20 protein-coding genes and 2 pseudogenes are annotated in these 21,982 nt (G+C 62.5%); 15 read left to right on the top strand and 7 right to left on the bottom strand.

Annotation, left to right across the window (positions count from 1 at the left end; genetic code table 11):
* Positions 1-499: 499 nt before the first annotated feature.
* The 5 genes and pseudogenes from KTQ37_RS16820 to KTQ37_RS15595 form a co-directional block, all read right to left on the bottom strand.
* Positions 500-688: pseudogene (locus KTQ37_RS16820) on the bottom strand (IS6 family transposase); the annotation flags it as partial.
* A 56-nt stretch (positions 689-744) separates the two neighbouring features.
* Positions 745-1,449, bottom strand: a complete 705-nt coding sequence (locus KTQ37_RS15580) for an IS6 family transposase (RefSeq protein WP_218631434.1) — start codon at positions 1,447-1,449, stop codon at positions 745-747.
* Positions 1,450-1,517: 68 nt separating this feature from the next.
* Positions 1,518-2,897: an aspartate aminotransferase family protein gene (locus KTQ37_RS15585; RefSeq protein ID WP_218631435.1), complete on the bottom strand. Its 1,380-nt coding sequence runs from the start codon at positions 2,895-2,897 to the stop codon at positions 1,518-1,520.
* Between the two features lie 17 nt (positions 2,898-2,914).
* The gene (locus KTQ37_RS15590; RefSeq protein ID WP_218631436.1) at positions 2,915-4,411 is read right to left on the bottom strand and encodes an NAD-dependent succinate-semialdehyde dehydrogenase; all 1,497 of its coding nucleotides are present in this window, start codon (positions 4,409-4,411) and stop codon (positions 2,915-2,917) included.
* A gap of 116 nt (positions 4,412-4,527) precedes the next feature.
* Entirely contained in the window at positions 4,528-4,998 is a 471-nt protein-coding gene (locus KTQ37_RS15595) for an Lrp/AsnC family transcriptional regulator (protein WP_218631437.1), read from the bottom strand.
* A 64-nt stretch (positions 4,999-5,062) separates the two neighbouring features.
* Between KTQ37_RS15595 and ehuR the strand changes: the two genes are divergently transcribed.
* From ehuR to doeB, 10 genes are all read left to right on the top strand, one after another.
* The gene (gene ehuR / locus KTQ37_RS15600) at positions 5,063-6,448 is read left to right on the top strand and encodes a MocR-like ectoine utilization transcription factor EhuR (protein ID WP_218631438.1); all 1,386 of its coding nucleotides are present in this window, start codon (positions 5,063-5,065) and stop codon (positions 6,446-6,448) included.
* A 109-nt stretch (positions 6,449-6,557) separates the two neighbouring features.
* On the top strand, positions 6,558-7,343 hold the full coding sequence (ehuA, locus tag KTQ37_RS15605; RefSeq protein WP_328799746.1) for an ectoine/hydroxyectoine ABC transporter ATP-binding protein EhuA: 786 nt from the start codon (positions 6,558-6,560) through the stop codon (positions 7,341-7,343).
* Between the two features lie 33 nt (positions 7,344-7,376).
* Positions 7,377-8,198 carry an ectoine/hydroxyectoine ABC transporter substrate-binding protein EhuB gene (gene ehuB, locus KTQ37_RS15610; protein ID WP_218631439.1) on the top strand — a complete coding sequence of 274 codons (822 nt, stop codon included), beginning with the start codon at positions 7,377-7,379 and terminating at the stop codon, positions 8,196-8,198.
* A 55-nt stretch (positions 8,199-8,253) separates the two neighbouring features.
* Positions 8,254-8,910 carry an ectoine/hydroxyectoine ABC transporter permease subunit EhuC gene (gene ehuC, locus KTQ37_RS15615; protein ID WP_218631440.1) on the top strand — a complete coding sequence of 219 codons (657 nt, stop codon included), beginning with the start codon at positions 8,254-8,256 and terminating at the stop codon, positions 8,908-8,910.
* Between the two features lie 3 nt (positions 8,911-8,913).
* Positions 8,914-9,573 (top strand): ectoine/hydroxyectoine ABC transporter permease subunit EhuD, encoded by a 660-nt coding sequence (gene ehuD, locus KTQ37_RS15620; RefSeq protein ID WP_218631441.1) that lies wholly within the window; start codon positions 8,914-8,916, stop codon positions 9,571-9,573.
* On the top strand, positions 9,570-10,322 hold the full coding sequence (eutA, locus tag KTQ37_RS15625) for an ectoine utilization protein EutA (protein ID WP_218631442.1): 753 nt from the start codon (positions 9,570-9,572) through the stop codon (positions 10,320-10,322). The genes ehuD and eutA overlap by 4 nt, the downstream gene beginning before the upstream one ends.
* A gap of 7 nt (positions 10,323-10,329) precedes the next feature.
* On the top strand, positions 10,330-11,325 hold the full coding sequence (eutB, locus tag KTQ37_RS15630) for a hydroxyectoine utilization dehydratase EutB (protein WP_218631443.1): 996 nt from the start codon (positions 10,330-10,332) through the stop codon (positions 11,323-11,325).
* Entirely contained in the window at positions 11,322-12,311 is a 990-nt protein-coding gene (eutC, locus tag KTQ37_RS15635; protein ID WP_218631444.1) for an ectoine utilization protein EutC, read from the top strand. The genes eutB and eutC overlap by 4 nt, the downstream gene beginning before the upstream one ends.
* A gap of 26 nt (positions 12,312-12,337) precedes the next feature.
* Positions 12,338-13,519, top strand: coding sequence for an ectoine hydrolase DoeA (gene doeA / locus KTQ37_RS15640; protein ID WP_218631445.1), 1,182 nt, complete (start codon positions 12,338-12,340; stop codon positions 13,517-13,519).
* A 4-nt stretch (positions 13,520-13,523) separates the two neighbouring features.
* The gene (gene doeB, locus KTQ37_RS15645; RefSeq protein WP_218631446.1) at positions 13,524-14,537 is read left to right on the top strand and encodes a N(2)-acetyl-L-2,4-diaminobutanoate deacetylase DoeB; all 1,014 of its coding nucleotides are present in this window, start codon (positions 13,524-13,526) and stop codon (positions 14,535-14,537) included.
* A gap of 243 nt (positions 14,538-14,780) precedes the next feature.
* Here doeB and KTQ37_RS15650 read toward each other — a convergent pair.
* Both KTQ37_RS15650 and KTQ37_RS15655 read right to left on the bottom strand, forming a co-directional pair.
* Positions 14,781-15,478 (bottom strand): annotated as a pseudogene (locus tag KTQ37_RS15650) (IS6 family transposase).
* 72 nt (positions 15,479-15,550) lie between these two features.
* Positions 15,551-16,054: an Lrp/AsnC family transcriptional regulator gene (locus KTQ37_RS15655; RefSeq protein WP_218631447.1), complete on the bottom strand. Its 504-nt coding sequence runs from the start codon at positions 16,052-16,054 to the stop codon at positions 15,551-15,553.
* 756 nt (positions 16,055-16,810) lie between these two features.
* On the opposite strand from KTQ37_RS15655, the gene folD reads away from it, so the two are divergent.
* The 5 genes from folD (at position 16,811) to KTQ37_RS15680 (ending at position 21,982) form a co-directional block, all read left to right on the top strand.
* Entirely contained in the window at positions 16,811-17,749 is a 939-nt protein-coding gene (gene folD / locus KTQ37_RS15660) for a bifunctional methylenetetrahydrofolate dehydrogenase/methenyltetrahydrofolate cyclohydrolase FolD (RefSeq protein ID WP_218631448.1), read from the top strand.
* Positions 17,750-17,766: 17 nt separating this feature from the next.
* A complete protein-coding gene (gene purU, locus KTQ37_RS15665) occupies positions 17,767-18,654 on the top strand; it encodes a formyltetrahydrofolate deformylase (protein WP_218631449.1) in 888 nt (295 codons plus the stop codon).
* Positions 18,655-19,539: 885 nt separating this feature from the next.
* Positions 19,540-20,682 carry a glycine cleavage T C-terminal barrel domain-containing protein gene (locus tag KTQ37_RS15670; RefSeq protein WP_218631450.1) on the top strand — a complete coding sequence of 381 codons (1,143 nt, stop codon included), beginning with the start codon at positions 19,540-19,542 and terminating at the stop codon, positions 20,680-20,682.
* 28 nt (positions 20,683-20,710) lie between these two features.
* Positions 20,711-21,160: an OsmC family protein gene (locus KTQ37_RS15675; RefSeq protein WP_218631451.1), complete on the top strand. Its 450-nt coding sequence runs from the start codon at positions 20,711-20,713 to the stop codon at positions 21,158-21,160.
* 21 nt (positions 21,161-21,181) lie between these two features.
* Positions 21,182-21,982: an enoyl-CoA hydratase gene (locus tag KTQ37_RS15680; protein ID WP_218631452.1), complete on the top strand. Its 801-nt coding sequence runs from the start codon at positions 21,182-21,184 to the stop codon at positions 21,980-21,982.

Genomic DNA, 21,982 nt, shown 5'->3' on the forward strand with positions numbered 1-21,982 from the left:
TTGCTCCCGCGGCGCAACAGCGCCAAACTCAACCGCGGACTCCGGCGTCAGCTGGATGAATGTCGGGGGTCACAGCACACCGATCCCTGTTCTGCGCAATTCTTTCCCTGTTCTGGCGGAATTTATTCCCTGATCACCCGGAATTAATTCCCTGTTCCCGCCGAGCAGGGAATTGCCCCGTAAATCATTGTTATCTTGCCATGATTCAGGGCGATTGCCCTCCAGAACGGACCGGAAAATCGCAGTTACCCTGTTAATTCCCTGTTTCCACAGAAAAACAGGCAAACCGAACCTCCGACAATGGCCAACGGAGACGCAGGGCAGCTTTGCTGAGATCAATGCGAGATGCAGGCGTCTCTGAGAGAAACACAGGACGCTAACCCGCGGAAACGCGGGCGAAATTCGCCGGAGACGCCGAAACAGGGAAATCGATAGGGGTGGGTGGCGGTGCTGTCAGACGAATTCGAACTAGTCTCTGTTTGCAGCAGAATCCTTGAACCTATGCGGAACAAAGCTGCCGCCACTCGGCAAGCGCGGCGGTTCGATTGGCTTTGAATGCATCGCGAGAGTAGACGTGGCGTTCCTGATTGAAGTGGTTTGAGACTGAGGCGTGGTTGGAGGCGAATTTCTGCAAACTTCGCATGCACTTGAAGCGGAGCATCGCTCGCTCCCGTCGTCGAAACAGCAGGAGGGTGCTGCCAGACCAATTCGAACCAGTCTCCACAACGGCAGTAGAGCTGCCCCTTATGCCGCGCAGAGACCGCGCCACTCAGCCAGAGCGGCGGCACGGTTGGCCTTGAAGAGGGAGCGACTGGAGAGGCAGCGTTCCTCGTTGAAATGGTTCGAGACGGAGGCGTGAACGGAGGCGAACTTCTGCAGCGTTCGCAGGCTCCGGAAGCGGAGCATCGCGCGCTCACGTCTTCGGAATGGCAAGTGTGAATTTTCCGCCCTGTTATTCATCCAACGGCCGGTCTGCTGGCGCTCGCGGATACTGAGATCACACAAGGCAGCGCCATAGGAGCGCAGACGGTCGGTGACGAATTCATCGGCAGAGCCGTGCCGCTTCAGAGATTTCTTCAAGAATTTCAATGCTGCTTTCTTTTCTCGCTTCTTCGTTACGAAGCTCTCGAGAACCTCGCCCTCGTGATCGACGGCCCGCCAAAGGTAGTGGCGTTCGCCGCTAATCTTCACGAACATCTCGTCCAAGTGCCACCGCCAGTGGCTCGAGCGCAGGCCCTCGACCCGACGTTTTCGGATCTCCGAGGCGAACATCGGACCGAACCGATGCCAACAAAATCGGACCGTCTCGTGGCAAATATCGATACCCCGCTCATGCAGCAGTTCCTCGACGTTGCGAAGCGAGAGTGGGAAGCGGATGTACATCATAACCGCTAGTCGGATGATCTCGGGGCTGGTTTTGAAGTAGCGAAAGGGCGAGCGTTTGGTCATCCCAAGAGGCTATGTGACCGCCCTGCTCGCCTCAAGCCAAGTTCATCTGACTGGACCGGCAGACGAGACTAGCCCCGCCCCAGCACCGCCTCGACGGCAGAAGCGGCTGCGGTGACGATGGTGTCGGCTTCAGCCTCGGTCAGGCAGAACGGCGGTGCGAAGCCCAGGATATCGCCTTGAGGCATCGCGCGGCCGATCACGCCACGATCAAGCAGCGCCGCGGCGATTGCGGGGCCGATCTTGCGTGACGGATCGAAGAACTTGCGGTCATCGCGGTCCTCGACGAATTCGACCGCGGCCATTAGCCCATCGCCCCGAACCTCACCGACATTGGCATGGCTGCCAAGCGCATCCTCCAGCCCTTTGCGGAAATAGGCGCCGACCCGGCCTGCGTTCTCGACCAGATTCAGCTCGTCGATCAGGCGCAGGTTCGCGACGCCAGCCGCCGCGCAGATCGGATGCGCCGAATAGGTCCAACCGTGACCGATCGGGCCAAGCTGATCCGAGCCGCGCACCAGAACCTCCCACATCCGGTCGCTGACGATCGACCCCGAGAGCGGCGCATAGGCCGAGGTCAGCCCCTTGGCGATGGTGATCAGGTCGGGCTTCATCCCGTAATGCTGTGAGCCGAACATCGAACCGAGGCGCCCGAACCCGGTGACGACCTCATCGGCGACCAGCAGCACATCGTATTTCTCGAGCACGGCCTGAATGGCAGCCCAATAGCCCTTGGGCGGGGGTACGATGCCGCCGGTGCCCAGGATCGGCTCTCCGATGAAGGCGGCGACGGTGTCGGGCCCTTCGGCGAGGATCATTTCCTCCAGCTTGGCCGCGCAATGGGCCGAGAACTGCTCCTCGCTCATCGAGCGGTCCTCGCGGCGGAAGTAATACGGGGCCTCGGTATGCAGAATCGGCGCGCGCGGCAGATCAAAGGCCTTGTGGAACAACTCCAGCCCGGTCAGCGAGCCGGTCATCACGCCCGAGCCGTGATAGCCACGCCAGCGCGAGATGATCTTCTTCTTCTCGGGGCGGCCGAGGATGTTGTTGTAATACCAGATCAGCTTGATGTTGGTTTCATTCGCGTCCGAACCAGACAGGCCGAAATAGACGCGGCTCATATGCGCGGGTGCGCGCTCCATGATCATATGGGCCAGCGTGATTGAGGCCTCGGTGCCGTGGCCGACATAGGCGTGGTAATAGGCCAGCTCATGCGCCTGCTGCGAGATCGCATCGGCGATCTCGGTGCGGCCATAGCCGACATTGACGCAGTAAAGCCCTGCAAAGGCATCCAGCGAGCGTTTGCCAGCGGTGTCGGTGATATAGACGCCTTCGCCGCTACCGATGACGCGGCGCGGGCTCTCGCCGCGGGCATGCATCCCCATATGGGTGGAGGGGTGGAAGAAATGGTCGCGATCCCAGGCGTTCAGGTCGTTCTCACGGTCAAGCATGGTGGTCCTTTCTCGCCTCAGGCGGCAGTGTCGATGCAAAGATATTTGAGTTCGGTGAAGGCTTCGAGCCCGTGGCGCGAGCCTTCGCGCCCGAGGCCCGACTGCTTCCAGCCGCCAAACGGGATCGGCCCGCCCGTGATTTTGACGCGGTTCACCGCGATCATGCCGAAATCGAGCGCGCGTGACAGCCGTAGCGCCCGCGCGCCGTTTTCGGTCACGACATAGGCGACAAGGCCATATTCGGTGTCGTTGGCGCGACCGATCACCTCGGCCTCGGTATCGAAGGGCAGCACGGCAGCCACGGGGCCGAAGGTTTCCTCGCGCAGGATCTCGGCGGTGTCGGGGACATCGGCAAGCAGGGTGGGCGCGTAATAGAGCGCACCCGCCGGATGCACGCCGCCCCCGGCGGCGAGGCGCGCGCCCTTGGCCAGGGCATCGCGCACCTGGGCATCCACCTTGGCAACGGCCCGCGCGTGCATCAGCGGCCCGATTTCGGTGTCGCTGGCCAGCCCCGGCCCAACCTTCAGCGCCGCGATCCGCGCGGCATAGGCCGCAACGAAGCCTGCGTAGATCCCGCGCTGCACATAGATGCGGTTCGCGGCAAGGCAGTCCTGCCCCGAAGTGGCGAATTTCGCATCCATGGCGATCGTCACCGCGCGCTCCAGATCCGCATCGTCGAAGATCACAAGCGGGGCATGCCCGCCCAGTTCCATCACCAGCCGCTTCATCGTCGGCGCACATTGCGCGGCGATCAAACGGCCGATCCCGGTCGAGCCGGTAAAGGACATTGCGCGCAGCCGGGTGTCGGCGCACATCCGAGCGACGATCTTGGCCGCATCTCCGGTCACCACGTTGAATACCCCCGCGGGAATGCCCGCGCGCTCGGCCAGTTCCGCCAGCGCCAGCGCCGACAGCGGCGTTTCCGCCGAGGGATGCACCACGCAGGTACATCCGGCCGCCAGGGCCGCCGCCGCCTTGCGGGTGATCATGGCCGAGGGGAAGTTCCACGGCGTCACGATCCCGACCGGGCCCAAGGCCTCGCGCCGGACGATCATCTCGGCATGGGGCAGATGCGAGGTGACGCTTTCCGCGTTCACCCGCTCGGCCTCGGAGGCATACCAGTCGAGAAAGCTGGCAGCATAGGCGATCTCGCCGCGCGATTCCGCCAGCGGCTTGCCTTGCTCAAGCGTCATGATCAGCGCCAGATCCTCGGTCGCGTCGCGCATCAGCTGCCCCCAGTTGCGCAGCATCGCAGCGCGTTCGGCGGGCAGCCGGTCGCGCCAGGGGCCGAAAGCCGCGGCGGCCGCCTCGATTGCGGCGTCGGTTTCGGCCGCGCCAAGTGCCGCCACCCGGGCCAGAAGCGCCCCCGATTCCGGGTCGGTCACGGCGAAGTCGGCGGCGTCGCGGGCCGCGCTCCAGCGGCCGCTCACATAGCTCAGGCCGCGCAAAAGCCGGCGGTCATGCAGTCTGGAAAGCGCGTCGTGCTGGATCGGGTGCGGGGTCTGGGCGTTCATGTCGGGCCTCCTCGGGTTCTCCCAAGGCTTGCACGGACGGCGCGGAGAAAGAGCCCAAATTCGCGGGGAAAGCGCGCGGTTCAGACCATTTTCGGCGCCTTTGCTAGAGAGACTCTCTAGCCGAGCAGCGCGACGGGGAAGCCGGGTTCATCCTTGACGGTGCGGGTGACGATGTAGGTGAAATACCGCTCGATGCCGATTTCGGCGGCAAGCAACTCGTCCACCAGCCGCTGATAGGCGTCGATGTCGCGCGCCACGACCCGCAGGAAATAGTCCACCCCGCCGCCGACAGACCAACAGGCCGCAACCTCGGGGCGCGCGGTCACGGCGCGCTCGAACCGCTCAAAATCCGCCTGCCGATGATTGGCGAGGCTGACCTCCATGATGACGCTGGTAAAGGGCGCGATCTTTCGTGGCTCGATCCGGGCATGATAGCCCGCAATGATCCCGGCCTGCTCCAGCTTGCGTAGCCGCAGCCAGCAAGGTGTCGGCGAAAGGCCCGCGATCTCGGCCAGGCGCAGCTTCGTGATGCGACCGTCACGGGACACGGCCTCAAGGATACGCAGGTCGATGGCATCAAGTTTCATGACGTCTCCGGTCAGCGGCGAAATATCATTTGTAAATTGACCTGATTTTTAGCAGGTTTCAATCATGACAAACTGGAGCCCAGATCCCACCCTTATCAGCCGCCCGGCCTATCTGTCTCTGGCCGAGCAATTCGCCCGTGCAATCGAGGACGGACGGCTTGCCGTCGGCACACGACTGCCGCCGCACCGTCGGCTGGCCGATGATCTGTCTCTATCGGTTCAAACCGTCAGCCGCGCCTATGAAGAGCTGATCCGGCGCGGTCTGGTGTCGGGCGAGGTCGGCCGGGGGTCTTTCGTTCTTGGCCCCGGGGGCGAGGCCCGTCCACCCTATCTGCCCGAGCGGCCCGGCGAAACCATCGACCTGTCGATCCTGAAGCCGGTCGTCGGGAAGGATCAACTGGACGCAATGCGCAAGGGGTTTTCCTGGCTGGCCGAAAACGTCACCGCATCCGCCGCGCTTTCGTTCCGACCCAACTCAGTGCTGCCGATGCATCGCGCGATGGCGGCGCACTGGCTTGCGCGCGGTGGGGTGCCGGTCGAGGCGGCGAACATCACGATCACCGGAGGCGCGACAGCCGCAATCAGTTCCGCGATCATGGGCACGGTGCCGCCCGGAGCGGGCCTTGCGACCGAAGCCTTGACGCATCACACCCTGATGCCGCTGTGCCAGTATCTCGGGCTGCATCTTGAGGGCGTTGCGATCGACGATCAGGGGATGCTTCCCGCCGCGCTGGACGAAGTGGCCCGCAAAGGACTGATTCGTGCAGTCTTTCTGCAACCCAATGTGATCAACCCTCTAGCAGCGCTTATGGGGGCGCAGCGGCGTGCAGAGCTGGTCGAGATTGCGCGTCGGCATGACCTCGCGATTATCGAAAACGACATTCTGAACCGCCTTGTTATGGATGCCCCGCCCCCGATTGCGGCGCTCGCGCCAGAGCGGACGCTTTATATTTGCGGCTTTACCAAGATCACCGTGCCGGGGCTTCGGATTGCCTATCTCGCCGTGCCGTCGCGCTATGCGACCGCCGTTGCTAACCGCTACCTGGTCACCAACTGGATGCCCGCGCCGCCTCTGGTAGAGCTGCTCAGCCATTGGCTGGACGACGGAACCGCAACAGCCCTGATTGCCGCTCAGCGCGAGGCGCTGGTCGGGCGCCACCTGATCGCCCGCAGCCTGCTGCCCGAAGTCGGGCTGCGCTCGCATCCGCAAAGCCTGCATCTGTGGCTGCGCCTGCCGGAAACCTGGCAGGAAGAGGGGTTTGTTGCCCATGCGCGGGCGCGGGGTGTGGCTGTTGCGCCGGGGCAGGCGTTCCGTGCGACCGACAAGGGCCGCCGCGAGTCGGTGCGCGTCTCGCTCGGATCGACCTCGGAAGACGAGTTGCGCCGCGGGCTGAGCAGCATTTCCGCGATCCTTGGCGAAGAGCCCGAGGTGTTGCTGCCGACGATTTGACGGAGGCATGACATGGTTTCCGAAAAACATTGTCATGATTTAATTTACTTAATTGACATGATTTGAAACCCTGTCAATCTGCCCTTGCAAGACCGCGCAGGGGGCCGAAGTGACCGATCCGATCATCCGCATCGACAATCTGGTGAAAAGCTTCGGCACGTTCAAAGTGCTCGACGGGCTCAGCTTCGACGTGATGCCTGGCGAAAAGCTGGCGCTGATCGGGCCTTCGGGATCGGGCAAGACGACGATCCTGCGCATCCTCATGACGCTTGAATCGATCTCTGACGGCCATATCGAGATCTGCGGCGATCAGCTTTACCACATGCGGCGCAACGGCCGGGAAGTGCCCGCCGACGAAGCCCATCTGCACAAGATGCGCAGCCATATCGGCATGGTATTTCAGCACTTCAACCTGTTCCCGCACAAGTCTGTGCTTGAGAACATCACCCTTGCGCCGATACTGACCAAGGGGACGCCGCGCGCCAAGGCCGAGGCCCGCGCGATGGAACTGCTTGAGATGGTCGGACTGGCGGACAAGGCCGATGCGCGCCCCGCGCAGCTGTCGGGCGGCCAAAAGCAGCGTGTCGCGATCGCGCGCGCTCTCGCCCTTCAGCCCCGCATCATGCTGTTTGACGAGGTGACCTCGGCGCTCGACCCGGAGCTGGTCGAAGAGGTGCTTCTGGTGATGAAGCGCCTCGCGGCAGAGACCGATATGACGATGCTGCTTGTCACCCACGAGATGGGCTTTGCCCACGAATTTGCCGATCGCGTCCTATTCTTCGACAAGGGCCGGATCGTCGAACAGGGACCGCCCGAACAGATCTTCTCGAACCCGAGGGAAGAGCGCACGCAGAGCTTCCTGCGCAAGATCATCGCCGCCGGACACCGGGTCTGAGCGACGCAAACCAACAGACAACGGAGAGGTAATATGAAACATCTGATGCTTTCGGCGGCCTTTGTTGCCATTTCCGCGATCACGGCGCAGGCCGATACGCTCGAGGATCTAAAGGGGCAGGGATTTGCCCGCATCGCAATCGCGAACGAGCCGCCCTACACGGCGGTCGCGGCAGATGGCACGGTTTCGGGGGCGGCCCCCGATGTCGCACGCGAGGTCTTCAAGCGCCTTGGCGTGGGCGATGTGGTGGCTTCGATTTCGGAATATGGCGCGATGATCCCTGGCCTTCAGGCCAAGCGGTTCGATGCCATCACTGCCGGCCTCTTCATGAAGCCCGAGCGTTGCGCCGCGGTGGCCTATTCCGAGCCCGTACTGTGCGATGCCGAGGCCTTCCTGCTCCCCGCGGGCAACCCGAAGGGCTTCAAATCCTTCGCCGATATCGCAGCCGACCCCGAGGCCAAGATCGGTGCTCCGGGCGGCGGCACCGAGGAAAAGCTCGCCCTGGACGCGGGCGTTCCGCGCGAGCGCGTGATCGTGGTGCCCGATGGGCAATCCGGGCTGAAGATGCTTCAGGATGGCCGGATCGACGTCTATTCGCTCCCGGTCCTGTCGATCTCGGACCTGATGAAAAAGGCCGAGGATCCGAACCTCGAAATGTTCGCGCCGGTCGAAGGGGCGCCGGTCTATTGCGACGGCGCGGCCTTCCGCAAGCAGGACACCGCCCTGCGCGATGCCTTCGATGTCGAGCTGGCGAAGATGAAGGAATCTGGCGAATTCGCCAAGATCGTTGAGCCCTATGGCTTCTCGGCGGCAGCGGCGATGTCCACCTCGCGCGCAAAGCTGTGCGGCGAGTAAGCAAGTCGGGCGGCCTCGGGGCCGCCCCCCCTTTCCTGAGACCTGCGGAGCGATTATGGGCGACTGGGGCGGATATCTTTCCCTGATCCTTCAGGGCGCGCTGGTGACGGCGAAGCTTACCGTGATGGGCTGCGCGCTTGCGCTGGTCGTGGCCTTCATCGCGGGGCTGGGGCGGGTGTCGCGCTTTGCCGCCATCCGCTGGCTTGCCACCGCCTATATCGAGTTTTTCCGGGGCACCTCGATCTTCGTCCAGCTGTTCTGGGTCTATTTCGTGCTGCCCTTCGCGGGGGTCACGCTTGAGCCGCTACAGGCGGGCATCATGGCGCTTGGCCTGAATGTCGGGGCCTATGCCGCCGAAGTGGTGCGCGGCGCGATCCTGTCGGTGCCGCGCGACCAGTATGAGGCCTGTATCGCAGTCAACCTGACGCGGTTTCAGCGCATGCGCCACGTCATCTTTCCGCAGGCCCTGCCGCTGATGCTGCCCACCTTCGGCAATAATGCGATCGAGCTGCTCAAGGGCACGGCGGTCGTCTCGCTGATATCGCTGCATGATATGACCTTTCAGGCGCAGGTCGTGCGGGCGCAGACCGGATCGACGCTGATCCCCTTCGCGACGATCCTCGTTCTCTATTTCCTGATGGCGCTGGCCCTAAGCCGCGCGATCCGCATGATCGAGACCCGCATCACCCGCGGCCTCGACGGGGTGAGGTAAACCATGGAATGGGATTGGGCCTTCGTCTGGCAGATCATGCCCACGCTGCTTGCGGGGCTGAAGCTGACCCTGCTTGTGACCCTGCTGGCCGCTGTGGTGGCTGCGGTGCTGGGGCTGGCGCTCGCCATTCTGCGCCGCTCGGGCAACCGTGCCGTGGCGCGGGGCACCGCCGCGCTGTCCGAATTCATTCGCGGCACGCCGCTGCTGGTGCAGCTTTACTTCATCTTCTATGTCCTGCCCGATATCGGCATCCGGCTGCCCGCGCTTCTGGCGGGGGTGATCGGGATGGGCCTGCATTACGCGACCTACACCGCCGAGGTTTACCGCGCGGGGATCGAGAACGTACCGCGCGGCCAGTGGGAGGCCGCCCGCGCCACCAACCTCACGATGCGGCAAACCTGGGTTCATGTGATCGTGCCACAGGCCGTCCCGCCAATGATCCCCGCACTGGCGAACTACCTGATCGCCATGTTCAAGGAGACACCGCTGCTTTCGGCCATTACGGTTCTGGAACTGATGAACCAGGCGAAATCGGTCGCGAACACCTACTATCGCTATATCGAGCCGATGACGCTCGTGGGTGTGTTCTTCCTGGCGATGAGCCTCGTGTCGGTGGTCTTCCTGCGCGTGCTGGAAGCCCGCTTCGGAAGGATGGCAAAATGACCCAGATCCGCGTCTCAGAGCGTAGCCCTCGCCTCGATCCGCGCCCCGTTGCGCATCGTATCGGGCTTGTGGCGCTGTCCACCGACCACACCACCGAAGTGGACTTTGCGCGCATTCTCGCGCCGCAGGGTGTGGGTATCTATGTAAATCGCATCGAATACGCAAATCCCGTCACCCCCGAGCGCCTGCGCGCAATGGAACCTGGGTTGGCCGAGGCCGCTTCCCGTATCCTGCCGGGCGAAGCACTTGATGCGGTAGTTTACGGATGCACCTCGGCCTCGGTCGTGATCGGCGATGATGCGGTTACTGCGGCGATCCGGCGCGGCAAGCCCGGAGTTCCGGTCATCACGCCGGTTTCCGCCACGCTTGCCGGGCTTCGCGCAATGGGGGCGCGGCGGATTTCGGTGCTGACGCCCTACACGGTCGATACCTCGGCGCCGATGGCCGCGCTTTTCGAGGCCGAGGGCTTCGAGATCGCGCGGTTCACCTGCCTCAACATGTCTGATGACCGCGAGATGGCGCGAATCGCGCCCGAAGAGATCGTCGCCCTTGGTGCCGAGGCGGCCGCTCCGGGGTCGGATGCGCTTTTCATCTCCTGTACCGCCGTGCGGGCGGCGGGGGTCATCGGGCATATCGAGGCGGCTGCGGGGTGCCCCGCGCTCTCGTCGAACTATGCCGCGGCATGGGCCGTGCTGCGCCATCTGGGCCTTCCGGCAGCGGCAGCCCCCGGTCATCTGATGACATTGTGAGCCCGCCATGAACGCCCCCGCGACCGTCAAACCCGAAGACATCCGCGCCGCGCGCACCCGCATCGCAGGCAAGGTGTTGCGCACGCCGATGGTGGAAGATCCGCAGCTTGGCGCGCTACTCGGCGTGCCGGTGTTCCTCAAGCTTGAACATCGCCAGACGACCGGGGCTTTCAAGCTGCGGGGCGCCACGAACGCGCTGCTTTCGCTGACGCCCGCGCAGCGCGCGCGCGGGGTCGTCACCGCCTCGACCGGGAACCACGGTCGCGCGCTGGCGCAGGCCGCGCGTAGCGAAGGGGTGCGGGCGGTCGTCTGCCTGTCCCGGCTTGTCCCCGCCAACAAGGTTGCGGCTGTGCGCGCGCTTGGCGCCGAGGTGCGGATCGTCGGCGACAGCCAGGACGAGGCGATGCAAGAGGTTGCACGCGCGGTCCGCGACGAGGGCCTGTCCGAGATCGCGCCGTTCGACGATGCCGCGGTGATCGCGGGTCAGGGCACGCTTGGATTCGAGATCATCGAGGACTGCCCCGAGGCTCATACCCTGCTGGTGCCGCTTTCCGGCGGCGGGCTGGCGGCGGGAGTGGCGCTTGCGCTCAAGGCGTCAAACCCGGATGCGCGCATCGTCGGGATCAGCATGGCGCGTGGCGCCGCGATGGCGGCGTCGCTGACCGCCGGGCACCCCGTCCAGGTTCCAGAACTACCGACGCTTGCCGACTCGCTTGGCGGCGGTATCGGGCTTGCAAACCGCTTCACCTATCCGATGTGCAAGGCTTTGCTTGATCAGGTCGTGCTGCTGGATGAAGCCGAGATCGCCGCAGGGATCCGCCATATCCACAAGGTGACCGGCGACGCGGTCGAGGGGGCGGCGGCGGTTGGTGTCGCCGCGCTCATTGCGGGCAAGATCATCCCCGAGAGCCCCACCGTCGCGCTGCTCACGGGTGCCAATATCGACGCGGCACTCCATGCGCAGATCATGAGCGGCGCATTGCCGCAGGAGGTTCTGGCATGAAGCGCCCGCCCGTCGTCATCCTGACCGAGACCGATCTGCGCTCGTTGGTCCCACTCGACCTTGCCGCGATCGACAGCATCGAGGCCGCCTTCGCCGCGCTGGCCACGAAATCGGTGGCCATGCCGCCGATCCTACGGCTCGACATCCCGGAGCATCGCGGCGAGGTGGATGTAAAGACCGCCTACGTTCCCGGCATCGAGCATTTCGCCATCAAGATCAGCCCCGGCTTTTTTGGCAATCCGGCGCTTGGCCTGCCCTCGACCAACGGCATGATGGTGGTGCTTTCGGCGCGAACCGGGCTGGTCGAGGCGCTGTTGCTTGACAATGGCTACCTGACCGATGTGCGCACCGCCGCCGCAGGTGCGGTTGCCGCACGGCATCTGGCGCGGCCCGATGCGCGCGTCGCCGCGATCCTCGGGGCCGGAATGCAGGCCGAGATGCAGCTGCGCGCGGCGGCGCTTGTGCGCCCGCTGGCCGAGGCGCGGATCTGGGCGCGCGATCCCGCGCGCGCGGCGGCGCTGGCCGCGCGGCTTGATCTTGGTTTTCCCATACGCGCCAGCGCGACCGTCTCCGAGGCGACCGCTGGCGCGGATCTGATCGTCACCACCACGCCCGCCACCGCGCCGATCCTGCGGCGCTCCGATGTGCCCGCCGGGGCGCATGTGACCGCGATGGGGTCCGACGCCGAGCACAAGCACGAGATCGACCCCACCCTGGTCGCCGTAGCGCATTACGTCGCCGACCGGTTGAGCCAGACCCGCGTTTTGGGTGAGTTGCACCATGCGATTGCCGCAGGGGCGGCCCGCGCGGCGCAGATGTTCCCCGAGATCGGTCAGATTATCGCCGGACAGGCAGAGGGTCGCACCGGCGCAGGCCAGATCACACTCGCCGATCTGACGGGAACCGGCATTCAGGATACCGCCATCGCGGCGCTTGCGCTGACACGCGCGCGCGCCGCCGGGGCCGGACAGGTTTTCAACGCATAGGGGCTACCGCCCGGAGGAGGCATCATATGTCTGACGTGCAACTAAAATTCAGCCGCGCCGAATATGCCGCGCGCCTCGACAAGACCCGCAAGGCCATGGAGGCCAAGGGCGTCGATTTGCTGATCGTCACCGATCCGTCGAACATGAACTGGCTGACGGGTTATGATGGCTGGTCCTTCTACGTTCACCAATGCGTGGTCGTTCCACCGCATGGCGAGCCGATCTGGTATGGCCGCGGACAGGACGCGAACGGCGCGAAGCTGACGGCGTACCTCGGGCATGAAAATATCATCGGCTATCCCGACCATTACGTGCAATCGACAGAGCGCCACCCGATGGATCTGCTTGCGCAGATCCTGACCGACAAGGGCTGGGGCAAGCTGCGCATCGGCGTTGAGATGGACAATTACTGGTTCACCGCCGCCGCCTTCGCCAGCCTCATGAAGCATCTGCCGAACGCCACGTTTGCGGATTGCAACGCCTTGGTAAACTGGCAGCGCGCCTGCAAATCGGCGCAGGAAATCACCTATATGCGCAATGCCGCGCGGATCGTGGAAAAGATGCACGCACGCATCCTCGACAAGATCGAGGTGGGCATGCGCAAATGCGATCTGGTGGCCGAGATCTATGATGCCGGCATTCGCGGCACCGAGGGGATCGGCGGCGATTATCCCGCGATCGTGCCGCTGCTGCCCTCGGGGCGTGATGCCTCGGCGCCGCATCTGACCTGGGACGACAAGCCGATGCAGCGCGGCATGGGCACATTCTTCGAGATCGCGGGCTGCTACAACCGCTATCACCTGCCGCTCTCGCGCACGGTGTTCCTTGGAAAGCCGACGCAGGCCTTCCTCGATGCGGAGAAGGCAACGCTTGAAGGCATGGAGGCGGGCCTCGCCGCAGCCAAGCCCGGCAATACCTGCGAGGACATAGCCAAAGGGTTTTTCGACGTTCTGGCGAAATACGGGATCATCAAGGATAACCGCACGGGCTACGGCATCGGCGTCAGCTATCCGCCTGACTGGGGCGAGCGCACCATGTCGCTGCGCCCCGGCGACAAGACCGTGCTGCAACCGGGCATGACCTTCCATTTCATGACCGGTCTTTGGCTTGAGGATATGGGGCTCGAGATTACCGAGTCGATCCTGATCACCGAAACCGGCGTGGAATGTCTTGCCAATGTGCCCCGCAAACTCTTCGTCAAGGACTGAGCCGATGTTGATCCAGCAACAACTTACCCCGTCGCCGATCTCGGCGACGGTGGATTTCGCGGCGCCGGGTGTGCATCACGGCTTTCTGCGGCTGCCCTATTCGCGCGACGATGCTGCATGGGGCTCGGTCATGATCCCGCTGACGGTGGTCAACAATGGCGAGGGTCCGACGGCGCTTCTGACAGGCGCGAACCACGGGGACGAATACGAGGGGCCGATCGCGCTGTTCGATCTGGCAGCGCGCATCCGCACGGAAGAGGTGAGCGGGCGCATCATCATCGTCCCAGCGATGAACTACCCGGCCTTTCTGGCCGGAACGCGCACCTCGCCGATCGACCGGGGCAACCTGAACCGCTCTTTCCCCGGACGGCCGGACGGCACGGTGACCCAGAAGATCGCCGACTATTTCCAGCGCGTGCTTCTGCCGATGGCGGATATCGTGCTCGACTTCCATTCGGGCGGCAAGACGCTCGATTTCCTGCCATATTGCGCGGCGCATGTCCTGCCAGACAAGCGCCAGGAGGCGCAGGCCTTCGACCTCGTGCGCGCGTTCGGTGCCCCCTGGTCGGTCAAGATGCTCGAGATCGACGCGGTGGGCATGTATGATACCGCCGCCGAAGAGATGGGGAAGGTGTTCGTGACGACCGAACTGGGCGGTGGCGGCACGGCATCGGCGCTGACCGCCGGGATCGCCATGCGCGGTCTGCGTAATCTGCTGATCGCCTCGGGCGTCATGAAGGGCGAGGTCGATGCGCAACCGACGCAGTGGCTCGACATGCCCGACGACGACTGTTTCACCTTCGCCGAGGATGGCGGGCTGATCACCTTCCTCGCCGATCTGGGGGATCGGGTCGAGAAGGACCAGCCGATCGCGCGGATCTTCCCCGTCTCGCGCACCGGGCTTGCGCCGGTTATAGTGGCCGCGCGGCGCCCCGGCCTGTTCTTGGCGCGGCACTTCCCCGGGCTTGTGAAGCCGGGCGACTGTGTTGCCGTCACTGCAGATATGGTGGAGCTTTGACCCCCGACATTCATCCAGCGGATCTCGGGTCCGCGGTTGAGTTTGGGGCTGTTGCACTGATAGGGCAATGGGCGCACCGCGGAACGTTTCTGTTTCGTCGAGCCGGTCTCCCGCAAGTTGGGACGCGAAGACGGCGGGGGGCCGGTAGCCTAGGGCCGAGCGCGGGAGCTCGGCGTTGCAGTAGGCCACCGGTGCTGCCAGGCGAATTCGACTTCGTCTCTAAAAGAACCGTAGAGCGGGCCCTTACGCCACACAGCGAGCACGCCACGCGGCAAGAGCGGCGTCGCGGTTCGACTTGAAGTGATCCAAGGAGTAATAGCTTCGCTCCGAGTTGAAATGGTTGAATACCGAGGCGTGGGCGGCAACGACTTTCTGCAATGTTCGCATCCGCCGAAACCGCTGCATCGCCCGCACTCATCGTCGGAATGGCAAGTGTGAATTCTCCGCCCGGTTGTTCAACCAGTGACTCGCTTGCAGCAGATTTACAGCGCTGATCACCTTCAGCACCGCGCCGTAAGATCGCAGCAGATCCGTGACGATCACCTCGGACCGGCCATATCTCCGTATCGTTTTCTTTAAGAATTTAAGGGCCGCCTTGTTGTCCGGCGCCTTCGTCACGAACCTCGCCTTCGTGATCGACCGCCCGCCAGAGGTAGTGGCGCTCGCCGTTGATCTTCACGAAAACCTCGTCGAGGTGCCAGCGCCACTGTGGACCGGATCACAGCCGTTCAGCCCGTCGCGCGCGGATCTCGGAGGCGGACATCGGGCCAAAGCCGTTCCACCAAAAACGGAATGCATACATGGCTGATGTCGATACCGCGTTCTTGCAGCAGGTCCTGGACCTCGCGCAACGATAGAGGGAACCGGACGCACATCATGACCGCCAGGGGGATGATTTCCGGGCTGGTTTTAAAGTAGTGGAAGGGCGAGTGCTTGGTCATCCCAAGAGGCGATTGGACCGCCCTGCCCGCCTCAAGCCAATTTGCTCTGACAATGCCAAGTTACGGTATTTCTCAGCCTGTCCGGTCCCTCGTTACCGGCACTGCCAGTTTCGCGATGTTCGGCCGGGTCGCTTTGACGACGCGTGTCGCGATGTAGGTCATGTAGCGGTCGACGCCAAGCTCTGCATCCTGCATCGCCTGCATCAAAGCCTGAAAGGTCGCTAGGGTCGGGCATACAACCTTCATTACGTAATCCATGCCGCCACCTGTCGCGATACATTCGGTAATCTCGTCATGGCCAATTACCCAGGCTTCAAACCGTTCGAAATCGGCCCTGCGGTGATGGGTCAACGAGACCGTGACCGTTACCTGTGTGAAGTTGCATACGCGCTCTAGAGCGATATCAGCGTGATAGCCCCTAATAAAACCTGCCGCCTTGAGCCGATCGAGCCGTGCCCAACAAGGCGTCGCCGAAATGTTCACGATCTCGGACAGGCGCGTCTTGCTCAGTTGCCCATGACTCTGAACAGCACTCAGGATACGGATATCGGTGGCATCAAGGCTCAGATTCTTCACTGTCTTGTCACTTTCACCATCGCAAGAAGAAAGATGGGTTAGTTAGCATTCGACCTCTCCCACAGAAGGCATATAAGCCATTCAGATCACGTTTAAGAGCGATTTGAACACGGCATTCTTGCCCGAGGCGGATTTTGGAGAATTACGCGGTCACGTTACAAGATTCCAGAGCCGCGTCGAAAACAGCATCAACCTCGACAGGCGTTCACGCTCCACCATCAAAGAAAACGCCAATGCTTTACGAAGAACCTCGTTGGACCGACGCAATGCCCATTGCTCCCGCCCTAGAGCGTTCATCGTTCCAGTCGTCTCGCTAGGGATTCGGGCCCGCTCGCCGTCGTCGAACTCGGAATTCTCTAACTAGTCGTTCAGCGGGCTGACTGAAAAGCCGACCTTCGCGGCATATGACGTGATCGACCGCCAGTGGGAGCGGTGCTGGCCCTCGTTGCCCAAAACCTTCAGTTCAGAGCGTTCGCGGTATTGCGCATCATGCTCCATTCCACTCAGGAGTTTTGGCCCTGGCAAACGCAGCGCCGTTCACTGACCTCCTAAAGCCGCGTCCCCACGACAAGGCCCTACGCTGACCTCTACGACCGAAGCCGACCGAATGGCCTGAATAGGGTTTGAGAAAGGACCATACGGTCTTTCGGCAGAATGATTTCAGTCCGCGTTCACTACGGCATTGAGGCTAAGTCTTCCTAAAGTTCTGGCGAGCCGCCGCGGATCGACTCCGCCTGTGGGAGGATGAGAAAACAGATGAACAAAGTCGAAAAACTCCACGAAGCGGAAATAATTGATGGCAGATCCCATGCCGAAGACGTTCGTCGCGAGGTCCGCGAAAAAGCTGCGAAGATGAAGGCGACGCACGGGATCACGCCTGGCCTTGCCGTCGTGCTAGTGGGCAACGATCCGGCGTCGGAAGTTTACGTGCGCTCCAAGGGGAAACAGGCAGTGGATGCGGGGATGAATTCCTTTGAGTATCGGCTGGCCGAGAGCACGACCAGAGAGGAACTGCTGGGCCTCATCGAGAGGCTCAACAAGGATCCTGAAGTGCATGGGATACTGGTCCAACTTCCGTTGCCGAAGCATCTACCTTCGACCTTGGTTATAAACGCGATCGATCCACGAAAGGACGTGGATGGCTTTCACATCGCGAACGTCGGAATGGTCGGCACCGGTCAGGACGCGATCGTGCCCTGCACGCCGCTTGGATGCATGCTGATGCTACGCGCCCGTCACCCTGACCTGCGGGGCAAGACCGCGCTGGTGATCGGCCATTCGAATGTTGTGGGCAAGCCCATGGCGCGGTTGCTCCTCAATGCGGATTGCACGGTTATGATCGCGCACAAATCGTCGACCAACATCCCGGAACTCGCGCGTCTCGCCGACATCGTGGTCGTGGCTGTCGGCGTTCCGGGACTGGTGAAGGCGGACTGGATCAAGCCCGGCGCAACCGTGATCGACGTGGGCATCAACCGCGTACCTGCGCCCGAAAAGGGATTGCAGGAAGATGGAAGTCCGAGGACCAAGATAGTGGGTGATGTTGATTTCACAGGCGTCAGCCGTGTAGCCGGCGCGATTACTCCGGTTCCGGGCGGCGTCGGGCCGATGACCATCGCCTGCCTCCTCGCGAACACCCTGTCGGCCTGCTGCCACTTGTGCGGCATAGACGATGCATCGTTCCAGATCAGTTGAAAAGGTAACCTCAAAAGATGAACAAGTTCGTTCTTAATGCGAAATGCGAGTCGCACCGCCGCGGCGTAGGCGCAGCCATCGCCACATTCCTTGCCAAGCACGGCTGCAATGTTACTGATGCCGCCCAGTTCGATGACGTCGGCACCGATAGCTTCTTCACGCGGACCTGCTTCACCAGCGAGGAGGGTGTGACGCTCGAGGCGCTACGAAATGAATTCCCCGAAGTTGCCGCCGGCTTCGATATGGAGTTTTCCTTCCATGATGTGGTTGAGAAGACCAAGGTCGTCATCATGGTGTCGCGCTTCGGCCACTGCCTCAACGACCTGCTCTACCGCTGGCGCATCGGCGCGCTGCCGATCGACATCGTGGCGGTGATCTCGAACCACATGGATTATCAGAAGGTCGTCGTGAACCACGACATCCCGTTCCACTGCATCAAGGTCACCAAGGAAAACAAGCCCACCGCCGAGGCCGCCATCATGCGCGTGGTAGAGGACGCGGGCGCCGAGCTAATCGTTCTGGCGCGCTACATGCAGATCCTCTCGGACGAGATGTGCAAGAAGATGTCGGGCCGGATCATCAACATCCACCACTCGTTCCTGCCCTCGTTCAAGGGCGCTAACCCCTACAAGCAGGCTTTCGAGCGCGGCGTGAAACTGATCGGCGCGACCTCGCACTATGTCACCGCCGACCTCGACGAGGGCCCGATCATCGAGCAGGACACGATCCGCGTCACCCATGCCCAATCGCCCGACGATTATGTCAGCCTCGGCCGCGACGTAGAAAGCCAGGTTCTGGCCCGCGCGATCCATGCGCATATCCATCATCGGGTGTTCCTGAATGGAGACAAGACCGTCGTCTTCCCCGCAAGCCCGGGAGAATATGGCTCCGAGCGGATGGGCTGACCGGACGGGATTTGAGCCGGACACAGGCGCGTGCGGGACAGGTTTCCGCGCGCGCCTCGATTATGACCAGTCGATAATATAGAGAGCATGAAGTCCCGCGCAGCCGTCGCCTTCGCCCCTTGGAAAACTGCGTCAGACTGCCGAGATTTATTGGCCGCGCGTAACTCAGGCGCGGATCCCCTCCGCGTCACCGAGACGAGGGTCTGCCAAACGCATTCATTCGCGCTCTCATACGATGCCTCGCGGATATTGTTCCGACAGCTATGGGGCACGAAAACACCAGCATCGTGGTCGGGATCGGCGAAAGCGGTGCATGATCGCCCCCCGCGCGCAACATACCGCTCGAAACCGCAAAGTGTGGGTTCTACAGATTCCTCGAGACTAACCTTTATCTTGCTGTGCGTTTCACGCAGGGCAAAGGGGCTAATGCTGAACGTTCAACGCGGTTCTCCCAAGAGGGAGAGCGGATCTACCATGACATGTACTTCGCAACTCTTCTTCATGTCTGACGCAGACCAAAGGTGATAACCGCGCGCTGAGTTCAGCAAGTCCTGGCAGGCACAGAGAGTCGCTCTGTTGCCGACGCCGGCCGGTTTTCAGGACCTGGTGGGAACCCAACCCAAAGATGGTTTGGAGCTCGGGGCGCCACATGCCCCACATCGTGACTCGCCACATAGATTCTGCCCGCCCAACCTGACGGATCAGCTCCCTAGGGGCAGGCGCTAGACGCTGCAGACCAAACAGACTTCGCGGCACCTGACAAAAGCCCGTTTGGTCTTTCTGCGGCGTGTTTCCAGTCCACATGCCAACGGCGTCCAGCGCTAGTCTGTCTTCCAGTTCAAATCCTCAACGGCGATACGGCCTGCGGCCCAGAAAGGACACGCAATGGTACAAGCAGACGACTTCGGTTTCGGCACCCAGATCCGCAAATCCCCCTACTTCGACGCTACCGTGCGTTGGGGTGCAAAGGGTTTTTCGGTTTACAATCATATGTATATCCCCCGCGACTTCGGCAACCCGGAACAGAACTTCTGGAACCTGGTGAATGAAGCGATCCTGTGCGACGTCGCCGTTGAGCGTCAGGTCGAGATCACCGGGCCGGATGCCCAAAAGTTCGTGCAGGTGCTTACTCCGCGCGATCTTTCGAAAATGGCGGTCGGGCAGTGCAAGTACGTCCTTATCACCAATGCCGACGGCGGAATTCTGAACGATCCGATCCTGCTGCGCCTGGCAGAGAACCACTACTGGATTTCACTGGCCGACAGCGACATCCTGCTTTGGGCGCAAGGCGTGGCAATCAATTCCGGCCTGGACGTTCAGATCGGTGAACCCGATGTCTCTCCGCTTCAATTGCAGGGTCCAAAGTCGGGCGAGATCATGCGAGCGCTCTTCGGCGACGACATCATGGATCTCAAGTACTACTGGCTGCGCGAACTTGAACTGGACGGAATTCCGCTGATTGTGTCGCGTACCGGATGGTCCAGCGAACTGGGCTATGAGCTGTACCTGCAGGATGGATCGCGCGGTGACGAACTGTGGGAGAAGATCATGGCGGCTGGAGAGCCTTTCGGCCTCAAGCCCGGCCACACGTCTTCGATCCGCCGGATTGAGGGCGGCATGCTGTCCTATCACGCCGACGCCGACATCAACACCAACCCCTTCGAACTTGGCCTCGGCCGGCTGGTGAACCTTGACATTGAGGCCGATTTCATCGGCAAGGCCGCGTTGCGCCGCATCAAGGAAGCAGGCGTCAGCCGCAGACAGGTGGGTCTGGTCATCGACAGCGCGCCGCTGAAAGGGCCCAACACCAAATTCTGGGCGATCAGCCGGAACGGTGAGACCATCGGCAAGGTGACTTCGGCGGTCTACTCGCCAAGGCTGAAACAGAATATCGCGCTGGCCATGGTGTCCGTGAAGCATGCGGAACTCGGCAACACGGTCCAGGTCGCCATGCCTCATGGCGTGGTACAGGCCACCGTGGTCGAGGTGCCCTTCTTCGACCCGAAAAAGGCGCTCGCGGCTGCCTGATTGCACCGCCCAACAAAGGAACCACACCATGTCCAACCTCTCGATCGAACTTCACTGGCATCGCTCGGTTCCGGTCCTGGAAACCGGTAAATACTCGGCCGAGCACACTGTCCGCTACAATGACAGCCACGAGGTCTTGGTAGATGCCGCCCCTGATTGGGGTGGCAACGCCAACAACACCAACCCCGAGCAGGCATTGGCATCCGCGCTGTCGAGCTGCCATATGATGACGTTCCTGGCGCTGGCCGCCAAGGCGGGATGGCCTGTGGCAAGCTACCACGACTACGCCGAGGCTCATCTGGGAAAGAACCCCAAGGGCCAGATGTCAGTAACCAAGATTGATCTGCACCCTGTGGTGCGCTTCGACACCGGGTTCAACGTCGATCCTGCCGAAGTCGAGAAGATGCAACATCGCGCGCATCGCTATTGCTTCATCGCCAACTCGCTCGCGGACAGCGTCGAGATGAATATCCTCTAAGCCCCAAGAAGGACCCGCACCGTGGAAAAGCGCGACATCCTGCTGCGTGACCTGGATGCCGACGGCATCCTGCGCCTGACCCTGAACGACGGCGCCCGCCGCAACCCCTTGTCCGAGGCTATGCTATTCGAACTGGGCAGCGCCTTCGCCAAGGCCGGATCCGATCCGGAGGTGCGGGTCATCGTCCTTGCAGCAAACGGTCCGGCCTTTTGCGCCGGCCATGACTTGAAGGAAATGACCGCTGGCCGAGCCGCCCCAGACCGAGGCCGAGCCTATTTCACCAAAGTAATGACGGCCTGTTCCGGGGTCATGCAGGCGATCGTCGCCTGCCCCAAACCCGTTATCGCCGAGGTCTCCGGCATCGCCACCGCCGCAGGGTGCCAGTTGGTTGCCAGCTGCGACATCGCCTTCGCGGCCGAGGGCGCCCAGTTCAGCACGCCAGGCGTCCATATCGGGCTGTTCTGCTCCACTCCGATGGTCGCGCTGTCGCGCAACGTGACCAACAAGCACGCAATGGAGATGCTTCTTGGGGGCGACATGATCTCTGCTGGCCGGGCCGAGGACATCGGGCTTGTGAACCGCGCGGTTCCAGCCGAAGCCCTGACCGAGATCACGATGGAAATGGCGCGCAAGATCGCGTCCAAGTCCAGCATGACTCTGGCGACCGGCAAGCGCGCCTTCTACGCGCAGCGCGAGATGACGCTAGCCGAAGCCTATGACTATGCCTCCGGCGTGATGGTCGAGAACATGCTCGCCCGCGACGCGGAGGAAGGCATCGGAGCCTTCATCGAGAAACGTGCGCCCCATTGGCAGGACAAGTAA

Source organism: Sedimentimonas flavescens (genome assembly GCF_019264375.1).
In the GTDB taxonomy this organism is placed as follows: Bacteria; Pseudomonadota; Alphaproteobacteria; order Rhodobacterales; family Rhodobacteraceae; genus Rhodobacter; species Rhodobacter flavescens.